The sequence below is a fragment of the Sulfitobacter sediminis genome (assembly GCF_040811725.1).
GTDB lineage: Bacteria > Pseudomonadota > Alphaproteobacteria > Rhodobacterales > Rhodobacteraceae > Sulfitobacter > Sulfitobacter sediminis.
Genome location: NZ_JBFNXX010000003.1, coordinates 59,249 through 77,338 on the forward strand (window position 1 = coordinate 59,249; position 18,090 = coordinate 77,338).

Annotated in this window: 23 protein-coding genes; 5 read left to right on the plus strand and 18 right to left on the minus strand. The window is 63.1% G+C overall.

What is annotated here, in order from left to right; all coding sequences use genetic code 11:
• Positions 1-4: 4 nt before the first annotated feature.
• The 15 genes from AB2B41_RS04815 to secG form a co-directional block, all read right to left on the minus strand.
• On the minus strand, positions 5-1,309 hold the full coding sequence (locus AB2B41_RS04815) for an NAD(P)/FAD-dependent oxidoreductase (protein ID WP_367876616.1): 1,305 nt from the start codon (positions 1,307-1,309) through the stop codon (positions 5-7).
• Positions 1,309-2,667 carry a glutamine synthetase family protein gene (locus AB2B41_RS04820; RefSeq protein ID WP_367876617.1) on the minus strand — a complete coding sequence of 453 codons (1,359 nt, stop codon included), beginning with the start codon at positions 2,665-2,667 and terminating at the stop codon, positions 1,309-1,311. Before AB2B41_RS04820 ends, AB2B41_RS04815 begins: the two co-directional genes overlap by 1 nt.
• The gene (locus AB2B41_RS04825) at positions 2,667-3,344 is read right to left on the minus strand and encodes a type 1 glutamine amidotransferase (protein WP_367876618.1); all 678 of its coding nucleotides are present in this window, start codon (positions 3,342-3,344) and stop codon (positions 2,667-2,669) included. The genes AB2B41_RS04820 and AB2B41_RS04825 overlap by 1 nt, the downstream gene beginning before the upstream one ends.
• Before the next feature lie 7 nt (positions 3,345-3,351).
• On the minus strand, positions 3,352-4,686 hold the full coding sequence (locus AB2B41_RS04830; RefSeq protein WP_367876619.1) for a glutamine synthetase family protein: 1,335 nt from the start codon (positions 4,684-4,686) through the stop codon (positions 3,352-3,354).
• A 93-nt stretch (positions 4,687-4,779) separates the two neighbouring features.
• Positions 4,780-5,586 (minus strand): ABC transporter permease, encoded by an 807-nt coding sequence (locus AB2B41_RS04835; RefSeq protein WP_367876620.1) that lies wholly within the window; start codon positions 5,584-5,586, stop codon positions 4,780-4,782.
• On the minus strand, positions 5,583-6,467 hold the full coding sequence (locus tag AB2B41_RS04840) for an ABC transporter permease (protein ID WP_367876880.1): 885 nt from the start codon (positions 6,465-6,467) through the stop codon (positions 5,583-5,585). Before AB2B41_RS04840 ends, AB2B41_RS04835 begins: the two co-directional genes overlap by 4 nt.
• A gap of 81 nt (positions 6,468-6,548) precedes the next feature.
• Positions 6,549-7,277 (minus strand): transporter substrate-binding domain-containing protein, encoded by a 729-nt coding sequence (locus AB2B41_RS04845; protein ID WP_367876621.1) that lies wholly within the window; start codon positions 7,275-7,277, stop codon positions 6,549-6,551.
• 33 nt (positions 7,278-7,310) lie between these two features.
• Positions 7,311-8,087, minus strand: a complete 777-nt coding sequence (locus tag AB2B41_RS04850; protein WP_367876622.1) for an ABC transporter ATP-binding protein — start codon at positions 8,085-8,087, stop codon at positions 7,311-7,313.
• A gap of 117 nt (positions 8,088-8,204) precedes the next feature.
• Entirely contained in the window at positions 8,205-8,645 is a 441-nt protein-coding gene (locus AB2B41_RS04855) for a tellurite resistance TerB family protein (RefSeq protein ID WP_367876623.1), read from the minus strand.
• Positions 8,646-8,681: 36 nt separating this feature from the next.
• Complete coding sequence (locus AB2B41_RS04860) at positions 8,682-9,119, minus strand: tellurite resistance TerB family protein (protein WP_367876624.1); 438 nt, start codon at positions 9,117-9,119, stop codon at positions 8,682-8,684.
• 10 nt (positions 9,120-9,129) lie between these two features.
• Positions 9,130-9,780, minus strand: coding sequence for a hypothetical protein (locus AB2B41_RS04865; RefSeq protein ID WP_367876625.1), 651 nt, complete (start codon positions 9,778-9,780; stop codon positions 9,130-9,132).
• Positions 9,781-9,801: 21 nt separating this feature from the next.
• Positions 9,802-10,095 carry a DUF1330 domain-containing protein gene (locus AB2B41_RS04870; protein ID WP_367876626.1) on the minus strand — a complete coding sequence of 98 codons (294 nt, stop codon included), beginning with the start codon at positions 10,093-10,095 and terminating at the stop codon, positions 9,802-9,804.
• 14 nt (positions 10,096-10,109) lie between these two features.
• Complete coding sequence (locus AB2B41_RS04875) at positions 10,110-10,886, minus strand: 23S rRNA (adenine(2030)-N(6))-methyltransferase RlmJ (protein ID WP_367876627.1); 777 nt, start codon at positions 10,884-10,886, stop codon at positions 10,110-10,112.
• Between the two features lie 72 nt (positions 10,887-10,958).
• Entirely contained in the window at positions 10,959-12,605 is a 1,647-nt protein-coding gene (locus AB2B41_RS04880) for a CTP synthase (protein ID WP_367876628.1), read from the minus strand.
• Positions 12,606-12,778: 173 nt separating this feature from the next.
• On the minus strand, positions 12,779-13,138 hold the full coding sequence (gene secG / locus AB2B41_RS04885) for a preprotein translocase subunit SecG (RefSeq protein WP_367876629.1): 360 nt from the start codon (positions 13,136-13,138) through the stop codon (positions 12,779-12,781).
• A gap of 310 nt (positions 13,139-13,448) precedes the next feature.
• Between secG and nthA the strand changes: the two genes are divergently transcribed.
• From nthA to AB2B41_RS04900, 3 genes are read left to right on the plus strand one after another with little or no spacing between them, the layout of a single operon-like run.
• Entirely contained in the window at positions 13,449-14,063 is a 615-nt protein-coding gene (gene nthA / locus AB2B41_RS04890; RefSeq protein WP_367876881.1) for a nitrile hydratase subunit alpha, read from the plus strand.
• A complete protein-coding gene (nthB, locus tag AB2B41_RS04895; RefSeq protein WP_367876630.1) occupies positions 14,060-14,737 on the plus strand; it encodes a nitrile hydratase subunit beta in 678 nt (225 codons plus the stop codon). Before nthA ends, nthB begins: the two co-directional genes overlap by 4 nt.
• Positions 14,734-15,048 (plus strand): nitrile hydratase accessory protein, encoded by a 315-nt coding sequence (locus tag AB2B41_RS04900; protein WP_367876631.1) that lies wholly within the window; start codon positions 14,734-14,736, stop codon positions 15,046-15,048. Before nthB ends, AB2B41_RS04900 begins: the two co-directional genes overlap by 4 nt.
• Before the next feature lie 44 nt (positions 15,049-15,092).
• Here the strand turns inward: AB2B41_RS04900 and AB2B41_RS04905 are convergent, their stop codons facing one another.
• Together AB2B41_RS04905 and AB2B41_RS04910 are read right to left on the minus strand one after the other, a co-directional pair.
• On the minus strand, positions 15,093-15,305 hold the full coding sequence (locus tag AB2B41_RS04905; protein ID WP_367876632.1) for a hypothetical protein: 213 nt from the start codon (positions 15,303-15,305) through the stop codon (positions 15,093-15,095).
• Between the two features lie 8 nt (positions 15,306-15,313).
• Positions 15,314-15,709, minus strand: coding sequence for a DUF6524 family protein (locus AB2B41_RS04910; protein ID WP_367876633.1), 396 nt, complete (start codon positions 15,707-15,709; stop codon positions 15,314-15,316).
• A 184-nt stretch (positions 15,710-15,893) separates the two neighbouring features.
• Between AB2B41_RS04910 and AB2B41_RS04915 the strand changes: the two genes are divergently transcribed.
• Both AB2B41_RS04915 and AB2B41_RS04920 read left to right on the plus strand, forming a co-directional pair.
• Positions 15,894-17,186 (plus strand): adenylosuccinate synthase, encoded by a 1,293-nt coding sequence (locus tag AB2B41_RS04915; RefSeq protein WP_367876634.1) that lies wholly within the window; start codon positions 15,894-15,896, stop codon positions 17,184-17,186.
• A 77-nt stretch (positions 17,187-17,263) separates the two neighbouring features.
• Entirely contained in the window at positions 17,264-17,485 is a 222-nt protein-coding gene (locus tag AB2B41_RS04920) for a DUF2842 domain-containing protein (RefSeq protein WP_367876635.1), read from the plus strand.
• A 46-nt stretch (positions 17,486-17,531) separates the two neighbouring features.
• Here the strand turns inward: AB2B41_RS04920 and AB2B41_RS04925 are convergent, their stop codons facing one another.
• A complete protein-coding gene (locus AB2B41_RS04925; protein ID WP_367876636.1) occupies positions 17,532-17,942 on the minus strand; it encodes a hypothetical protein in 411 nt (136 codons plus the stop codon).
• Positions 17,943-18,090: the final 148 nt, after the last annotated feature.

An 18,090-nucleotide genomic window follows, 5' to 3' on the forward strand; every position in this document is an offset into this window, starting at 1 on the left:
AACCTCAGACACCCAGCCTGTCGCGCAGGGCGTACCAGCTCATCGCCAGCACGAGCAGCGGATTGCGCACTGCCGGACCTCCGGGGAAGGGGGACGTGGGGATTGCCGACATCGTGTCGAAACCGTCCGTCTGGCCCTCGATGGCATGGGCCATGAGCATCCCGGCATGGGTTGCGGTGCCGACACCGTGGCCGGAGTAGCCGGAGGCAGAGAGGATGTTCGGGGCCACACGCGCGACGTAGGGCAGCCGTTTCATGGTGATGGCCAGCGTCCCGCCCCAGGCGTAGTCGATGCGGACATTCCTGAGGTGGGGAAAGATTTCCGACATGGGCTTGCGCACCTTCGCGGCGATGTCGCGCGGAAACTTGTAGCCATAGCTTTCACCGCCGCCGAAAAGCAGGCGGCCATCGTGGCTGAGGAGGAAGTAGTTCACGACAAAGCGGCTGTCGGCGACGGCCACATCACGCGGAAGGACCGTCTTGACCCGGTCGCCCAGCGGTTCGGTCGCCACGACGAAGTTGTTGATCGGCATCACCCGCGCCGCGACCTTGCGATTGAGCCCGCCGAGATAGCCGTTGCACCCGAGGATCACGTGATCGGCCATGACGTGCCCTGCGTCGGTCTGCACCTTGACGGTCTTGCCTTCCTCGATGTGGTGCGCCGCGCTGCCCTCGTGGATGCGCACGCCTGCGTCGCGGGCGGCACGGGCCAGCCCGAGGGCGAAGTTCAGCGGATTCAGATGGGCCGAGCCCATGTCGAGCACGCCGCCCCGATAGTCAGGCGAGGGGCACACCGACTGCAGCGCAGTATGGTCGAGCTTTTCCATCAGCCCATAATCGTAGCGGTCCGTCAGCAGGTCGGCATAGCGGTGCAGATCGTCCACTTCGGCCTGGCTCGAGCCTGTCCATGCGATGCCGGGTTTGAGGTGGCAGTCGATATCGTGGCGGGCGATCAGGCCCTTGCAGAGCGCGACAGCCTCAAGTCCCAGTTCCCAAAGACGGGTGGCATGCTCTGTGCCAACCATCTTTTCCAGCGATTTCTGATCGACGCGCTGGCCGTTTCCCAATTGACCGCCGTTGCGCCCCGAGGCGCCGAAACCCACGCGCTGCGCTTCCAGCAGCACAACGTCGCGCCCCGCCTCGGCGAGATGCAGGGCCGCCGAAAGCCCGGTGTAGCCCCCGCCGATCACGCAGACGTCGGCCTTGACCGCACCCTTCAGCGGTTCGAAGCGCTCAAGGGGCGTCGCCGTGGCCGCGTACCAGCTTTCGGGATACTGGCCGCGCCGGTCGTTGGCATAAAGCAGGTTCATCAGACGTTCAGCAGCAGGTGTTCACGCTCCCACGGGGAGATCACTTGCAGGAATTCCTCGTATTCCGCCCGTTTCACGATGGAATAGACCTGCGCAAAGCGCGGGCCCAGAACCTCGTGCAGAGCCGGAGCCTCTTCAAACAGGTCGAGCGCCTGGCCCAGCACTTGCGGAATGTCGCCGTCGCCCTCGTAGGCATCGCCCTTGAATTCATCCTTGGGTTCGGTTGCCTCGATCATGCCGAGGTAGCCGCAGGCGAGGGAGGCGGCGATGCCGAGGTAGGGGTTGCAATCCATCCCCGCCAGCCGGTTTTCCACCCGCCGCGACTTGGGCGAGGAGAGAGGAATGCGGATGCCGGTGGTGCGGTTGTCACGGCCCCATTCGAGGTTGATCGGGGCGGCGTGGTCCTTCACGTAGCGGCGGTAGCTGTTGACATAAGGAGCGATCACCGCGAGCGCCGAGGGCATGTGGTTTTGCAGACCGGCGATGAAATGGCGGAACTTTTCGGTCTCGATCCCGTCGGAGGTCGCAAAGATGTTCTCGCCGGTCTTCGTATCCAGAACCGAATGATGGATATGCATGGCCGAGCCGGGCTCATCGGCGATGGGCTTGGCCATGAAGGTGGCGTAGCAGTCGTGGCGCATGGCGGCCTCGCGGATCAGGCGCTTGAAGTAAAACACCTCGTCGGCAAGCTTGACCGGGTCGCCATGCACGAGGTTGATCTCAAGCTGGCCTGCGCCGCCTTCCTGGGTGATGCCGTCGATCTCGAAGCCCTGGTGTTCGGCGAAATCGTAAATGTCGTCGATGACGGGGCCGAATTCGTCGACGGCGGTCATCGAATAGGCCTGACGCGCTGCGGCGGGGCGGCCGGAGCGGCCCATCATCGGCTTGATCTCATGGGCGGGGTCGAGGTTGCGGCCGACGATGAAGAATTCCATCTCGGGGGCGACCACGGGCTCCCAACCCTTGTCGCGATAGAGCTGCACGACGCGTTTGAGCACGTTGCGCGGCGCACAGGCCACGGGCTTGTCGTCCCGGTCATAGGCGTCGTGGATCACTTGCAACGTCCAGTCGGCGGTCCAGGGCGCTGCGGTCGCGGTGGCCATGTCGGGCTTGAGGATCATGTCCTTTTCGATGAACCCCTCGTCGCCCGCGGCCTCTCCCCAGTCGCCGGTGATGGTCTGGTAAAAGATGCTGTCGGGCAGATGGAAGTATTTCTGCCGCGCGAACTTGGTCGCCGGCACCGCCTTGCCCCGAGCGATGCCCGGAAGGTCCGAGATGATGCATTCCACCTCGTCGAGACGCTTGTCCTCGAGGTAGACCTGCGCGGGTCCGGGCAGTTTCTTGATCCAGTCGGCCATCAGGCCCTCTCTTTCTTGAAGAAGTCGATCATCTGCTGGGCGATCTTGGGGGAATCGAGCGGCGTGTCGAGTTTCCCGGTCGCCGCGTCGAGCAGCGCATCGGGCACGAGGCCACGACCGCGGTAACGGATCAGGCCGTCGATGAAGCTGTTCTCGTATTCGGGATGCGGCTGGATCGTCCAGAACAGATCATCGTAGAGCAGCGCGGCATTGGCGCAGAAATCCGTCGACCCCATGACCTTTGCGCTCTCGGGCTTCTCGACCACCTGGTCCTGATGCCAGGCGTTGATCGCGTAGGTCTTGCCCTCGATCTGGTAGTCCGTCGGACCGACCGACCAGCCCTTGCTGTACTTCTCGACCTTGCCGCCCATCGCCTGCGCGATGATCTGGTGGCCGAAACAGACGCCGATCATGGGCACGCGCGCGGCGTGGCAGTCCCGGATGAATTGTTCAAGCGGGGGTATCCAGTCGTGATCCTCGTAGGCGCCATGGCGGGAGCCCGTGATCAGCCAGCCATCGGCATCGTGGATGCTGGCGGGCATTTCGCCGTCGACCACGGACCAGCTGGCATAGTCGAAGGTATCCTCGCCCAGAAGGCGGCGGAAATAGGCGTCATAGCGGCCGTCTTCTGACAGCTCTTGCGGTGGGTGGCCGGTGATCAGGATGCCGATCTTCATGGGGTCCTCATACGGTGTCGAGGTAGATCTCGACCTTTTCCTCTGGGCTCAACTCTTCCATGTAGTGCACTTCCTGGCGTTTGGTGAGTACCAGATTGCGGATCAGTTCGGCCGGGAAGATGCGGGCGACATGCGGGTCCTTCTCGAACAGGTCTATGGCCGAGACCCAGTCTGACGGAATTTGCGGCATGTCCTGATCGTAGGCGTTGCCGGTGATGGGGGCGGGAGGCTCCTGTGCGTCGTCGATCCCGTTCATCGCGGCGCCGAGGATGGCGGCGATCATCAGGTAGGGGTTCACGTCGCCGCCCGAGACGCGATGTTCGATCCGGCGTGCCCGGGGATTGCCCGAGGGGATGCGGATCGAGGCGGTGCGGTTCTCGTAGGCCCAGCAGATGCCGGTGGGCGCGTGGTTGCCGGGCACCATGCGTTCGAAGCTGTTGGCATGGGGCGCGAAGATCAGGGCCGAGCCGGGCATGGCGGCAAGGCAGCCCGCCACCGCGTGTCGCAATATGCCGGTGCCTTCGGGGCCGCCGTTGTCGAAGACATTGTTGCCATTCTTGTCAAGCACCGAGAAATGCATGTGCAGGCCAGAGCCGGGATAATCCTCGTAGGGCTTCGCCATGAAGCTGGCGGCAAAGCCGTATTTGCGGGCAAGACCCTTGACCAGCATCTTGAAGAGCCAGGCATCGTCGGCGGCGCGCAGGGCGTCGTCGCAGTGCATCAGGTTGATCTCGAACTGGCCCAGCCCCGCCTCGGAAATGGCGGTGTCGGCGGGGATGTCCATCTCTTCGCAGGCGTCGTAGAGATCGGTGAAGAAGTTGTCGAACTGATCAAGCGCGCGCATCGACAGGATGTCGCCCGCATTGCGGCGTTTGCCGGAGCGGGGGGAGGGCGGGACCTGCAGCTTGCGGCCCGAGTCGTCGATCAGGAAGAACTCAAGCTCGACAGCGCAGACGGGCGTGAGGCCGCGGTCGCGGTAGCGCTGCAGCACGGCGTTCAGCGCATGGCGCGGATCGCCCGCGAAGGGGCGGCCGTCGTCGTGGTACATCCAGATGGGCAGGAGTGCCGTCGGCGCTTCGAGCCAGGGCATGGGCATGAAACCGCGTTCGGTGGGTTTCAGCACCCCGTCCTTGTCGCCTGATTCCAGCACCAGCGGGCTGTCGTCGATATCTTCGCCCCAGATGTCGAGGTTCAGCACCGAGAAGGGAAAGCGCGTGCCCTCGTCCATCGCCTTGTCGGCGAACCGGGTGGGGATGCGTTTGCCGCGCGGTTGACCGTTGAGATCGGCGGCGGCCACGCGGATGGAGCGGACGGCCGGGTTCTTGCGGAGCCAGTTGTTCATTGCACACCTTAGGGGCGGTGGGCCATGCGGTGCGACAAGGGTCAGCGACCACCCAGCGCCCACGCGCCGGATAATTTGATCAAATGTTGGATACTACCGGATCAGATTGGGACGCAAGCGCATTTTTTGCCGCCTGTCCTGCGGCAGGTGCCGGTTGAGGCGCATGTTCACCAGACCGAAGCTGCCGATGACGATCAGCGTGAGCAGGATGAAATAGCCTGCAAGGATCGGGTAAGGCACGAAGGGGTTGAAGGTCTTGTCGGCAAAGTAGTTGGCGTAATAGAGCGCGTCGCCCCGTTGCTGCCATGCCGGGAAGCCTGACAGGAACACCAGCGTGGTGGAATGGAAAAGGAAGATCGCCTCGTTCGTGTAGGCGGGCCAGGCAAGGCGCAGCATGGTGGGCCAGATGATCCGCCGGAAGCGGGACCAGCCGGAAAGGCCGTAGGCGTCGGCAGCTTCCACGTCGCCCTTGGGGATGGATTGCAGCGCGCCGTAGAAAATCTCTCCGGCGTAGGCGGCGGTGTTGAAGAAGAGCACGATCAGCGCCCCGAGCCAGGCGGCGGTGAAGGGGTCGAAGAAGGCGTATTGCGACTTGAGACTGAGAAAGAAGAAATAGCCGAAAAAGAACTGGATGAAGAGCGGCGAGCCACGGAAGACGAAGATGAACCATTCGGCGGGTTTGCGGATCAGCGGGTTGTGGCTGGCCTTGCCCAGTCCGAGCGCCGTGGCGAGAAAGAAGCCGAGGCCAAGGGCCATGACGCCGAAATAGATGTTCCAGATCATGCCGGAGCCGATCAGGGTGAACTGCTGGCAAAGGGTGAAATCCTCGCGCGGGAGGAGCCGTTCGCCGATGCCCACGGCGCGCAGGCCATAGTCCTGTATGGTTTGCCAGCAGCTCATGCCGCAGCCTTTCGCTGGGCTTCGCCGCCGGTGGTGGCCTGCCCGTGGGTGAGGCGCTTCATCAGTTTGTCGAGCACGATCTCGGAGACGCGGGTGAAGCAGAGGTAGAAGATCAGCAGCGCGAGGAAGTACCACATGCGCCAGTCGCCGTGCGGATAGTCGGTAAAGCGGGGGGTCTTGGTGCCGCCCAGCTCGCGGGCCCAGTAGACGATGTCCTCGACGCCGAGGAGGAACAGGAGCGGTGTTGCCTTGATCAGCAGCATCCAGAGGTTGGAAAGCCCCGGCAGGGCATAGACCCACATCTGCGGGACCAGCACCCGCCAGAAGGTCTGGCGCGTGGTCATGCCGTAGGCGGCGGCGGTCTCGAGCTGCGCATGGGGCACGGCGCGCATGGCCCCGAAAAGCACGTTGGCAGCAAAGGCCCCGTAGACGATGGCGAAGGTCAGCACCGCGAGGCTGAAGCCATAGGTTTCATGTACCCATTGCGGCGAGTTGCCGAGCGGCATCTTGGCGGCCTGGCAGACGACGAAGTCGTTGCCCTGCCAGACCGGGTCGGTCACTTCCGGGCAGAGGGCCTTGTGGCGCAGGTATTCGATGGCCTGATCGAGGGCGATGACGAAGAAGAGGAAAAAGGCGATGTCCGGCACGCCGCGCACGATGGCGATGTAGGTCTTGCCGATCCATCTGAAGGGCGCAATGGCGGAACGGGCGGCGGAGGCCCCGGCGAAGCCGAAGGCAAGGGCCACGGGGGCGGTGATGCCCAGCAGGACGAGTACGGTGATGACAGAGAAATAGAGGTTCAGGTGCTTGCCCGTGGTCAGGTAGCAGGTGAACCAGCGGAAGCTGTCGAGGGTTTCAGGATTTGCGCAGAAATCGAGAATGGCGGCACCGGTTGCGGGGGTGGAAGTAAGTTGTATTGGAAAGATGAAGGGGGACGATTGCGCTCCCCTTCGTTCGTGATCTTAGAAGGTTGCCGAGCCCGGCAGGTGCTTTTCGATGAGCGCGTTCAGGCTGCCGTCGTCCTTCATGGACTGGATCGCCGCGTTGAACTTCTCGCGCAGCTCGCCATCGCTTTCGCGGATGCCAAGGCCGATGCCGCCGCCCAGAAGGACGTCTTCACCGACCAGCATCAGGTCCGCTTCGGCCTCTGCGATGGGCTCCAGGAAGGCCTTGTCGGCCAGAACCGCATCTGCCTCACCGTTCTTGACCGCCGCGATGGTTTCCTCGGGTGTCGCGAATTCCACCAGCGTTGCCCCGCCCATGGAAGCGATGTGGCTGGCCTGGATGGTGCCGGACTGCGCCGCGATCACCGCGCTGGCGGGGTCAAAATCACCCATGGCGAGATAGGCGGAGGGGTCGGGCTGGGTGTAGGGGTCGGAGAAGTCGATCACCTCGTCACGCTCTGCCGTGATCGACATGCCCGCGATGATCACGTCGTAGTTGCCGGAGACGAGGTTGGGGATGATGCTGTCCCATTCGTTGGTGACCCATTCACAGGTCAGCTCGGCACGCTTGCAGAGCTCGTCACCTACCTCGCGTTCGAAACCGGCGACCTGGCCGTTATCGTCAAGGAAGTTGTAGGGAGGGTAGGCGCCCTCGGTTCCCAGACGGATGGTTTTTGCGTGGCCGTCCGCGAAGGCCAGACCGGCGCTGAGCGCGAGCGCTGCCGCCGAAAGGATAAGCTTTTTCATGTGGTGATACTCCCTTTTTTTGTTGGGTTTTGGTTACGTTGCGTGGGTTGCCGAGAGGAACCCGCGCAGGCGTTCTGATTTGGGATTGCCGAAGAGTTCGGACGGCGGGCCTTCTTCCTCGATCAGGCCCTGATGCAGGAAGACCACGTGGTCCGATACATCGGCGGCCAGTTTCATGTCGTGGGTGACGATGATCATCGTGCGGCCCTCGTTGGCCAGATCCTTGATGACCTTGACGACTTCCTGCTCAAGCTCGGGGTCGAGCGCGGAGGTCGGTTCGTCGAAGAGAAGGGCTTCGGGCTCCATGCAGAGGCCGCGGGCGATGGCGGCGCGCTGCTGCTGGCCGCCCGATAACTGCGCGGGGTAGACATCGCATTTGTCGCCGATGCCCACCTTTTCGAGATAACCGCGCGCGGCTTTTTCGACCTCGGCGCGGTCGCGTTTGAGCACGGTGAGCGGTGCCTCCATGACGTTTTGGAGGATCGTCATATGGGCCCAGAGGTTAAATTGCTGGAAGACCATGGACAAGTTCGTGCGGATGCGCAGCACCTGTTTGGGGTCGGCGGGGCGGCGGCCGTGGCCGGTGCCCTTCCACTTCACGGGCTCGCCCTTGAAGAGGATCTCGCCCTGCTGGCTGTCCTCGAGCAGGTTGCAGCAGCGCAGGAGCGTGGACTTGCCGGAACCGGAGGAGCCGATGAGCGAGATGACGTGACCGCGCGGCGCTTCGATGCTGACGCCCTTGAGGACTTCCAAGGCACCGTAGGCCTTGTGCAGGCCGTCGATCTGGATCACCGGGGGTGTTGTGGTCACGAGGGATTGGTCACTCTTGCTGATTCAAGAGGGTATAAAGGGGCAAACCGCCTTAGATTGCAACGCATTCTGTGAAAATGCGACCCGAGTGACCTTGGGTCATGTCCCGGAGAAGGCTCAGGCGCGGCCGTCGACCCGCTGTCGCGCCATGGCGCTGTCGGTGTCGGTGATGCCTAACAAGTTAGCCACCAGCCGTAAGAGCGCATTTTCCTCGTCCGTGCGGGTGCCGTCGGCGAGGACCACCTTCCAGAGCGCCTCGATCACGCCAAGGCGGTCCTCGTAGGGCACCGCATCCTTGATCGCCCGGGTGAAGCGGACGGTATCGGGGGCCTCAGCCTCAAGCGCCTCGCCCTCGGCGCGCAGGGCGCAGGCGTCCGCCACGCTCAACCCGTAGCGCTCCGATGCGATCTGTTCGATCAACCGCGCCTCCGCGGCGGCGTAGTCGTGATCGGAACGCGCCACGCGCACCAGAAGCGCGGTCAAGGCAAGACGCGCATCCGTGTCGGGCAGAGGGGCGGGGTCAGGCTCTGTCAGCCGTCTGAGAAAATCACCGAACATGGGCTGGATATAGGCGGGCCTTGCCCAAAGGCCAAGTCACGGCTCGCCCGTGGCCTGCCTGCGCAGTTCCTCGATGTCGGTATCGGTCAGCCCGAGGGCCTTCTCGATCTCGAGGAGCTGGATTTCCTCTTTCTCGTGCCGGTGTCCGTCTGCCAGTGCCACGGACCACATGGCCTGACCGAGGGCGAGGCGATGGGCATAATCGACTTCCTCGCGCAGTATGCGCGCGAACTCGGGTGTGTCGGGCGCATCATGCTCAAGCTTTTCGCAGATCGCGCGCAGCTTGGCCGCGGCGATCGGGCCGATGTTGAAGGTCGCCGCGAGGATGCGGTCGATCTGGCCGATCTCGGAGGCGCGGTAGTTGCGGTCGGCAAAGGCCACGCGCACCAGCAATGCGCCGAGCGCAAGCTGGGCGTTTGGTTGCGGCAAGGGTTGCGGCGCACGCTTGCGGCGGGGGAATAGACGTTCGAACATGGAAGGATGGTCAGCTCAAGTCAGGGGGTTTTCCAAAGCGCAAAGTGTCGATGGCCAGTCCCTGTGGGTCGGTGTTGGTGATGATGAAACCGGCGATGTCATCTGCGCCCGTCGCCCGCAGGAAGCCCACGGCGAATTCGCCTGTCGGCTCCACCGGGACCTGGCCAAGCTCGCTGCCATCGCGGCGGTAGAAAGTGACATAGGCCGCGCCCTCTTCGCCGCCGCGCAGATCGAAGGCGAACGCCGATTGATCCGTATCGAAAAGCACGGCGATGGCCCCTTCGCCCTGTCCTTCACGCCTGGGAAATCCCGCTGCGCCGTAGCCGTTCAGGACAGTCTGGCCGTAGAAATGCACCACCGAAAGGTTCTGACCGGCGGCGCCGGGCAGCATGGTCAGCGGCGAAAAGGCCGTGCCGGCGATCTCGTCATGGGCGCCGCGCGCCAGCGTTGTCTGACCCGCGAAGCGTTCGCCGAAGGTGGCCCCCGGCAGGGGAAGGATGCCGTCGACGTTGCGGCCAGGCCCCGAACCGCTGCTGACATCCTCGAAAGTAATTACCTCGGGCAGGCTCAGGCTTTCGGGATTTACCAGGCAGACGGGCGTGCCGCAGGCCAGCGCCACGCCGGGAAGAAGGGAAAGGACAAGTGCTGTGGCGTTTCTCATGGCGGAAGCTTAGCACAGATTTCAGTTTTCGTACCCCTCAACGATCACCATGTTGTTATCGGATGCCGTCAGTCGGATATCCTTTGCCTGCTGGTAGTCCGCGCTTTCGTAGCAGGCCACAGCATCGGCGTAGCTGGGGAACTCGATAATGACCGTCCGGGGCGACCAGTTGCCTTCTGCCACCTGCTGCGTGCCGCCGCGCACGACGAACTTGCCGCCGAATGCCGCAAGCGGCTTGGCATTGGCCGCGCGGTATTTTTCGTAGGTTTCGGCGTCTTTCACATCCATGTGGGCGATCCAGTATCCTTTGGGCATGAGTGCTCCTTTCTTCAGAGTTTGGAGAATTTGGCGGCGAGCCGCTGTGCCTCGGCCTCGGTGCCGAAGGGCGGGTTGATGATGAAGAGGCCCGAGCCGACCATGCCGTGGCCGGGGCGCGCGGGAGGGAAGCGGACCTCGTGGCGCAGGCCCTCTGGATGGTCCTTCGTCAGCGCGGCCAGCATCGGCAGATGCGCCTTGCTGGTGAGCAGCGGATACCACAGCACGATGATGCCGACGTTCCAGGCGCGGGCGGTCTTGGCGATGTGGCGCGGGATGGCGGCGTAGTCGTCCTTCACCTCGAAGCTGGGGTCGATCAGCATGAGGCCCCGGCGGGGCGTGGGCGGGGTGAGCGCGTGGGCCATCTCGAAGCCGTCGCGGTGGTGAACCTTGGCGGGGTAGGGCGACATCGCGAGCGTTAGGGCCGCATGTTCCTGCGGGTGGAGTTCGGCAAGGTCAATCCGGTCGTCCGGGCGCAGTAGATGCGCCGCGATCAGGGGAGAGCCGGGATAGCTTTCCGGCCCATGCTCCGCCTGCACCATCGTCAGGACGCGCGCATAGGGGTGATCGGGGGCGAACCAGTCGCGGTGTTTTGCGATCCCCTCAGCGGCCTCGCCGGTCTTGAGGGCGCTTGCATCCGACAGGTTATAAAGCGCCCGGCCCGCGTGTGTCTCGATATACGAAAGCGGTTTGTCCTTGCGGGTCAGGTAATCCAGCATCCAGGCCAGAAGCGCGTGCTTGTGGACGTCCGCGAGGTTTCCGGCGTGATAGGCATGTTGGTAGGACAGCATGTGCTACGTGATGGGCGGCGGGCAAAACTCTTGCAAGAGTTTTGGGAAGAAAATTGCATTTTTCTTCTGCGGTTAGACCAGCCGCGAGATGTCCTTGGCCGCCCGGATGAAATCCTTGAAAAGCGGATGTGGTGCGAAGGGTTTGGATTTCAGTTCGGGGTGGAACTGCACGCCGATGAACCACGGATGGTCCTTCCATTCCACTATTTCGGGCAGTTTGCCATCGGGCGACATGCCGGAGAAGCACAGGCCGACTTCCTCAAGCTTGTCCTTGTAGGCGATATCGACCTCGTAGCGATGTCGGTGGCGTTCGTCGATGGTGGTCGTGCCGTAAGCCTCAGCGACTTTCGATCCCGGCGTAAGCGTCGCGTCATAAGCCCCAAGCCGCATGGTGCCGCCCTTGTCGTCGCCGACCCTGCGCTCGACCTTGTGGTTGCCCTGTACCCATTCCTTGAGGTGATAGACCACCGGCTCGAAGCGTTTCTTGCCCGCCTCGTGGTCGAATTCTTCGGACCCCGCCGTTGTGAGCCCCGCGACGTTCCGCGCGGCCTCGATCACCGCCATCTGCATGCCAAGGCAGATGCCGAGGTAAGGCACCTTGTGTTCGCGCGCGTATTGGGCGGCCTTGATCTTGCCTTCGGTCCCGCGCTCGCCAAATCCGCCGGGCACGAGGATGGCGTGGAAACCTTCGAGGTGGGGGGCGACGTCCGCGGTCTTTTCGAAAATCTCGGCATCGACCCATTCGATCTTGACCTTGACGCGGTTGGCCATGCCGCCGTGGGTCAGCGCCTCGGCGATGGACTTATAGGCGTCCTCGAGCTGCGTGTACTTGCCCACGATGGCCACGCGCACCTCGCCTTCGGGGTTGTGAATGCGGTCGTAGACGTCGTGCCAGACGCTGAGGTCGGGCTTGGGCGCGGGAGAGATGTTGAAGGCGTCGAGCACTGCCTGGTCGAGCCCCTGCGCATGGTAGGCCAGAGGCGCCTCGTAGATCGAGTTGAGGTCGTAGGCGGCAACCACGGCCTCCTTCCGGACGTTGCAGAAGAGCGCGATCTTTTCGCGTTCCTTGTCCGGGATCGGGTGTTCGGAGCGGCAGACAAGGATGTCCGGCGCGATGCCGATGGATTGCAGTTCCTTGACGGAGTGCTGGGTTGGTTTCGTCTTAAGCTCGCCACTGGCCGCAAGATAGGGCAGAAGCGTCAGGTGCATGAAAATGCACTGGCCGCGCGGCTTGTCATGGGAGAACTGGCGGATGGCTTCGAAGAAAGGCAGGCCTTCGATATCGCCCACGGTGCCGCCGATCTCGCAGAGCATGAAGTCGACCTCGTCCTCCCCGATCTTGAGGAAGTCCTTGATTTCATTGGTGACATGAGGAACCACCTGGATCGTCTTGCCGAGGTAGTCGCCGCGCCGTTCCTTTTCGAGCACGTTTGAATAGATGCGCCCCGAGGAGACGGAATCGGTCTTGCGCGCGGGCACACCGGTGAAGCGTTCGTAATGGCCGAGGTCGAGATCGGTCTCGGCGCCGTCGTCGGTGACGAACACCTCGCCGTGTTCAAACGGGCTCATCGTGCCGGGATCGACGTTGAGATAGGGATCGAGTTTGCGCAGGCGGACCGAGTAGCCGCGCGCCTGCAAAAGCGCGCCCAGTGCGGCGGAGGCCAGACCCTTGCCAAGTGACGAGACCACACCGCCGGTAATGAAGATATAGCGCGCCATAGGTCGGTGGCCTCCCGTGAAGTTCAGTCTGTTGCGGAAAACCCGCCTGAGCCGCTCTCAAACACCGCAGCATCACGGGATTTAAGGATAGCAGGATTCGGAAACTCAAGGCAAGGCCGGTGCGCAACATCCTGTTGCGCCGGGTTGTCCTGCCTCAAGTTATGGTGTGGCGATCAGTCCGCCAGCGGCACCAGCGGCGCATTGTCATCCGCCGTGGGCGGCAGCAGGCTTTCACCCGAGGGCACGGTGCTGTCCGTCTCGGTCGCCGCGGGCGGCGCATCGCTCAGCCGGTCGATGACAGAGGAGCCTGAGGATTTCTGTGCGACGATCACCGTCAGGGTGATCGAGGTCACGATGAAGGCCGCGCCCAGAAGCCACGTCAGCTTGGTCAATGCGGTCGCCGCCGCACGGCCCGATACCGCACCCCCGCCGCTGCCCATGCCAAGCCCGCCCCCTTCGGAGCGCTGCATCAGCACCACGGCGATCAGGCCGAGAGCCAGCAAGAGGTGGATGATCAGGACGACGTTTTCCATGCGACTGCCTTCGTTTCCGGTTTGCGGCTATCTATGCATCTTTGCGCCGGGGGGCAAGGCGGGATTGGGCCGCGTTTTGACACCTGTCACAAGCAAAGACCGCCGAAAATGCGACGGTCTTTCTTTAGAGCGGTTCTCACTCACGCCTTGTTTAAGAGGGCTATCCTGGAATTGAGGTGGATCAGACTCGCTCTATGAGGAAATCCTAGCACAAAAAGGGGCAAAAATCGCCTGCAAAGTGTGATGGATTCTGAACCACTTGGACGATGTCGCGATGGACATGGCGCAAATGCTGGTGCAGTCTTTGGCCATGCCACACGATCATTCCCATGACCATCCGCATGCCGTCCTGCCGCCCGACCCCGCGCTGAGGGTCAAGGCGCTCGAAACCCTGCTGACCCGGAAGGGTCTGATTGACCCAGCCGCCCTGGACGAGATCATCGACACCTATGAGAACCGCATCGGCCCGCGCAACGGCGCGCGGGTTGTGGCGAAAGCCTGGAGCGACCCGGGTTTTCGCGCGGCGCTACTCGAGGATGCGACCAAGGTTGTCTCCGAACTCGGCTACTACGGCCGTCAGGGCGAACACATGGTCGCGGTCGAGAATACGGACGCGGTGCACAACATAGTCGTCTGCACGCTCTGCTCCTGCTATCCGTGGCCGCTTCTGGGTATTCCGCCCGGCTGGTACAAGTCCGACGCCTACCGCGCCCGCGCCGTGCGTGAGCCGCGCAAGGTGCTGGCGGAATTTGGCGTGACGCTGCCCGCAGAGACCGCGGTCCGCGTCTGGGATTCGACGGCGGAGGTCCGTTATCTGGTGATCCCCAAGCGCCCCGAAGGCACCGAAGGCATGGACGAGGAGGCGCTGATGGCGCTGGTGAGCCGGGACAGCATGATCGGCACCGCGCTGGCGGGCACGCCATGACCCGCGTGCACGACATGGGCGGACGGTTCGGCGACGGGGCGGTGACGCCCGAGCCGGAGGACGAGATTTTCCACGAGGAATGGCACAAGCGCGCCCTGGCGATCACGCTTGCCACAGGGGCATTGGGCCAGTGGAACATCGACACCTCGCGCCACGCCCGCGAAAGCCTGAGCCCGCAGGATTACACGCGCTTTTCCTACTACGAGAAATGGATGGGCGGCCTTGCCGCGTTGCTGGTGGACAAGGGCCTTGTGACGGTAGAGGAACTGGCAGGCACGACTGATCCCGTGCCAAGCCCCTTGGCCGACCGCGCGATGAAGGCTGACCAGGTGGCGGGTGTGCTGGCCAAGGGCGGACCGGCGGACCGGCCCAGTAACATCGCACCCGTGTTCTCGCCCGGCGACGAGGTGATCGCCAGACCGCATCCGGAGAACGAGAAGGTGAACGGCGGCCACACCCGCTTGCCTTCCTATGCAGCCGGTGCCAGGGGACGGGTTTTGCGGATGCACGGCAGCCATATCCTGCCTGACTCGAATGCCCACGGTCTGGGCGAGGCACCCGAGCCGCTTTACGCAGTGGCCTTTGCCGCATCCGAACTTTGGGCGCATCCGGAGCATCCGGACGACGAGGTGGTGCTCGACATGTGGCAAAGCTACCTGCGTTCCGCGACATGAAACCCGAACCGGTCTTTGAGGCCCCTTGGCACGCACAGGTCTTTGCGCTCACGGTGCATCTGAACGAGGCGGGGCATTTCGACTGGCCGGACTGGGCTGGGCGTTTCGGGGCGACGCTGAAGCGCCATGGGCTTGCGAAGGAGCTGAACGGGGGTGAGGATTACTTCGCTGCCTGGCTCGAGACGCTGGAAGGGTTTCTCGACGAGATTGGCATGGCAGCCCCGGAGGATGTCTCGGTGCTGAAAGCCGCCTGGGAAGCGGCCTATCTCGGAACACCGCACGGCGAGCCGGTGGAACTGGCCGACGGCTGACGGCGCTGTTGCCGCAAGCGGCAAGCCGCCCGCCCGCCGTCCCGTCAGTCCCGGCTGAATATGCCAGCCTTGCGAAGAAACCTGCGCAACGCGCCACGCCTCGGCAGCCATCCGGTGACACTCCGCTGCGATCCCGCAAGCCGATTGAATTCATGAGTGTCGATGATCCGTTCGGCACAGCCGCAGCCTTCGCCGGTGGCGACCTTGTCGAAGTAGAACTTCTGGAAATCTTCCGCTTTTTGCGTTCTGCCGCGCATCTTTTGCCCTATTCGTCCACGTCGTCCATGTCGGCCTGACCAGATAGGACACGGCGCACGTGGCTCCAGCTCAGACCGATGCCCAGAACGAAGCTGAGAGCCGCAAGCCCCAGCCAGAGGTTCATGCTTGGATTGTCGAGACGCAGAATGCCCAGATCGTAGAGAACCCAGAGGACCGCGCCCACCAATGCGAGGACCAGCAGCATGCCGAACGCACCGATCGAGCGCAGGGTCGCGCGCAGATAGATGACATAGCCGATCGCCAGCAGCAGGCCTGTCAGCACGGCGATAGACAGGTTAGCACTGCCGTAGCTGCGCACCCAATCGACGTAATTGTACTCGGTCGGGTTGAAGGTCGCGGCCAACAGGACGAACGCGAACACCCAGCGGAGAATGAAACCCATCGCGGCCCCTCTTCGTTTGCGGCCGAGGCTATCCGCCGAGGCGTGGCAAAGTCCAGATACCGCGCGCGGCCGACCACCGGATCGCAGTATTTCCGGCAAAAAGGAGCGGGGCCGCGTTTTCCAGTTTCGCCGCGCGGTGCTTGTCGTTAAGAGGGGCGCGGAAATTCGCAGAGGGAAGATCATCATGGCCAATGTCGTCGTTGTCGGTGCGCAGTGGGGTGACGAGGGAAAAGGCAAGATCGTGGATTGGCTGTCCGAACGCGCCGACGTGATCGCGCGTTTCCAGGGCGGGCATAACGCCGGTCACACGCTGGTCATCGATGGCGAAGTCTTCAAGCTGAGCCTGCTGCCCTCGGGCATCGTGCGTGGCGGCAAGCTGAGCGTGATCGGCAACGGCGTGGTGCTGGACCCCTGGCATCTGGTCAAGGAGATCGCGCAGCTGCGCGGGCAGGGCGTGACGGTCAGCCCGGAGACGCTGATGATCGCCGAGAACACGCCCCTCATCCTGCCCATCCACGGCGAGCTGGACCGCGCGCGTGAATCGCAGAATTCGGTGGCCAAGATCGGCACCACCGGCCGGGGCATCGGCCCGGCCTACGAGGACAAGGTGGGGCGCCGGTCCGTGCGGGTTGCCGACCTTGCCGACGAGGCGACTTTGGCGTTGCGCGTCGACCGCGCATTGGTGCACCACGATGCGCTGCGCAAGGGGCTCGGGCTGGAACCCGTTGACCGCGACGCGCTTCTGGCGCAACTGCGCGAGATCGCGCCCGCGGTGCTGGAATATGCGGCGCCGGTCTGGAAGGTGCTGAACGAAAAGCGCAAGGCGGGCAAGCGTATCCTCTTCGAAGGCGCGCAGGGCTCGTTGCTGGATATCGACTTTGGCACCTATCCTTTCGTGACGTCCTCGAACGTGATCGCGGGGCAGGCGGCCACGGGCACAGGCATCGGTCCCGGCTCCATCGACTTCGTGCTCGGCATCGTGAAGGCCTACACCACCCGCGTGGGCGAAGGCCCTTTCCCGGCAGAGCTGCACGATGAAGACGGCCAGCGGTTGGGCGAGCGGGGCCATGAGTTTGGCACCGTGACCGGTCGCAAGCGTCGCTGCGGATGGTTTGATGCGGTGCTGGTGCGCCAGACCTGTGCCACCTCGGGCGTGAACGGTATCGCACTGACCAAGCTCGACGTGCTCGACGGTTTCGAGACGCTCAAGATTTGCGTCGGCTATGAGCTTGACGGCGAGCGGCTGGAATACCTGCCCATCGCCGCCGATCAGCAGGCCCGCTGCACGCCGATCTACGAGGAAATGCCCGGCTGGTCGCAATCGACCGAGGGCGCGCGGTCCTGGGCGGATCTTCCGGCGGAGGCAATCAAATACGTGCGCCGGGTCGAAGAACTGATCGACTGTCCCGTCGCCTTGCTGTCCACTTCGCCCGAGCGTGACGACACGATCCTGGTGACCGATCCCTTCGCCGACTGACTGCGGCAAGACGCGCGCTCGTTTTCCGGGCTGCCCTGCCTATGTAGCAGGGCGAGGAGCGAATTACGGAGGGTGCAATGGCACTGAGTTACAAGGCACGCAAACGCTGGTCGCTGGTGATCCTGCTGATCGCCCTGCCGATCTACGTGATCGTTGCGGTCAACGTGGTCGAGATGTTCGACCGCCCGTCGATCCTGCTGGAACTGGCGATCTACGTGGGGCTCGGCATTCTCTGGGTGCTGCCTTTCAAGTCGATCTTCAAGGGCGTGGGGCAGGCCGATCCGGAAGGCAAGGAGTAGCCGTTCTCGCGACGGTCTCATCCTGTCCCGGTGCGGGATCGACGTTTCAGTAATTGATCGCGGCAATAGCAGAGCGTGTCTCCAGTCGGCCGATTAGGTCGTCAATCGCCGGGTTGAAGCGGGTGTTGAGCGTCTTGATCATATCCTCCGCAGCCTTGTTCAGCCGCGTGTGATCGGTCTCTAGCTTTTTCTTTTTCCTCGGATCGGTTTCGTTCTCCCATTCCGTTTCCTTGACCGTGATCTGGGTCACGATATCCACGAAATCCCGAATGAGATCATTCACTTCGCTGGTTCGTGCTGAGAGTGCGGCGGTATCTGATCTAACCTCGTTCAAGCGCGCTTTCGTTTCCGTTTGCCAACGTTGCGAAGCGCTGGCGATCCTCTTGTTGAGCTTATCGTTGTGGGTCGCGCTTTCCACGATCCGCTTCATGCGCACAGGGTGTTTGGACTTCTTCATCCCAACCTCGTCAAAAAATCACTTTGTGCAAATCTATGGCATGGAGAATACCCGAATTCCGGGGATTTCTGAACTGGACATCGAACCTATGGGCACAACGAAAAAGGCGGTGCCGAAGCACCGCCTTTACGGAGGTCTATGCAAATGA

What these genes read in the sequence shown, in the direction of transcription:
- AB2B41_RS04815 (WP_367876616.1), bottom strand. Translation starts at nt 1,309, where the DNA reads ATGAACCTGCTTTATGCCAACGACCGGCGCGGCCAGTATCCCGAAAGC.
- AB2B41_RS04820 (WP_367876617.1), bottom strand. Translation starts at nt 2,667, where the DNA reads ATGGCCGACTGGATCAAGAAACTGCCCGGACCCGCGCAGGTCTACCTC.
- AB2B41_RS04825 (WP_367876618.1), bottom strand. Translation starts at nt 3,344, where the DNA reads ATGAAGATCGGCATCCTGATCACCGGCCACCCACCGCAAGAGCTGTCA.
- AB2B41_RS04830 (WP_367876619.1), bottom strand. Translation starts at nt 4,686, where the DNA reads ATGAACAACTGGCTCCGCAAGAACCCGGCCGTCCGCTCCATCCGCGTG.
- AB2B41_RS04835 (WP_367876620.1), bottom strand. Translation starts at nt 5,586, where the DNA reads ATGAGCTGCTGGCAAACCATACAGGACTATGGCCTGCGCGCCGTGGGC.
- AB2B41_RS04845 (WP_367876621.1), bottom strand. Translation starts at nt 7,277, where the DNA reads ATGAAAAAGCTTATCCTTTCGGCGGCAGCGCTCGCGCTCAGCGCCGGT.
- AB2B41_RS04855 (WP_367876623.1), bottom strand. Translation starts at nt 8,645, where the DNA reads ATGTTCGGTGATTTTCTCAGACGGCTGACAGAGCCTGACCCCGCCCCT.
- AB2B41_RS04860 (WP_367876624.1), bottom strand. Translation starts at nt 9,119, where the DNA reads ATGTTCGAACGTCTATTCCCCCGCCGCAAGCGTGCGCCGCAACCCTTG.
- AB2B41_RS04865 (WP_367876625.1), bottom strand. Translation starts at nt 9,780, where the DNA reads ATGAGAAACGCCACAGCACTTGTCCTTTCCCTTCTTCCCGGCGTGGCG.
- AB2B41_RS04870 (WP_367876626.1), bottom strand. Translation starts at nt 10,095, where the DNA reads ATGCCCAAAGGATACTGGATCGCCCACATGGATGTGAAAGACGCCGAA.
- AB2B41_RS04875 (WP_367876627.1), bottom strand. Translation starts at nt 10,886, where the DNA reads ATGCTGTCCTACCAACATGCCTATCACGCCGGAAACCTCGCGGACGTC.
- AB2B41_RS04880 (WP_367876628.1), bottom strand. Translation starts at nt 12,605, where the DNA reads ATGGCGCGCTATATCTTCATTACCGGCGGTGTGGTCTCGTCACTTGGC.
- secG (WP_367876629.1), bottom strand. Translation starts at nt 13,138, where the DNA reads ATGGAAAACGTCGTCCTGATCATCCACCTCTTGCTGGCTCTCGGCCTG.
- nthA (WP_367876881.1), top strand. Translation starts at nt 13,449, where the DNA reads ATGCCACACGATCATTCCCATGACCATCCGCATGCCGTCCTGCCGCCC.
- nthB (WP_367876630.1), top strand. Translation starts at nt 14,060, where the DNA reads ATGACCCGCGTGCACGACATGGGCGGACGGTTCGGCGACGGGGCGGTG.
- AB2B41_RS04900 (WP_367876631.1), top strand. Translation starts at nt 14,734, where the DNA reads ATGAAACCCGAACCGGTCTTTGAGGCCCCTTGGCACGCACAGGTCTTT.
- AB2B41_RS04905 (WP_367876632.1), bottom strand. Translation starts at nt 15,305, where the DNA reads ATGCGCGGCAGAACGCAAAAAGCGGAAGATTTCCAGAAGTTCTACTTC.
- AB2B41_RS04910 (WP_367876633.1), bottom strand. Translation starts at nt 15,709, where the DNA reads ATGGGTTTCATTCTCCGCTGGGTGTTCGCGTTCGTCCTGTTGGCCGCG.
- AB2B41_RS04915 (WP_367876634.1), top strand. Translation starts at nt 15,894, where the DNA reads ATGGCCAATGTCGTCGTTGTCGGTGCGCAGTGGGGTGACGAGGGAAAA.
- AB2B41_RS04920 (WP_367876635.1), top strand. Translation starts at nt 17,264, where the DNA reads ATGGCACTGAGTTACAAGGCACGCAAACGCTGGTCGCTGGTGATCCTG.
- AB2B41_RS04925 (WP_367876636.1), bottom strand. Translation starts at nt 17,942, where the DNA reads ATGAAGAAGTCCAAACACCCTGTGCGCATGAAGCGGATCGTGGAAAGC.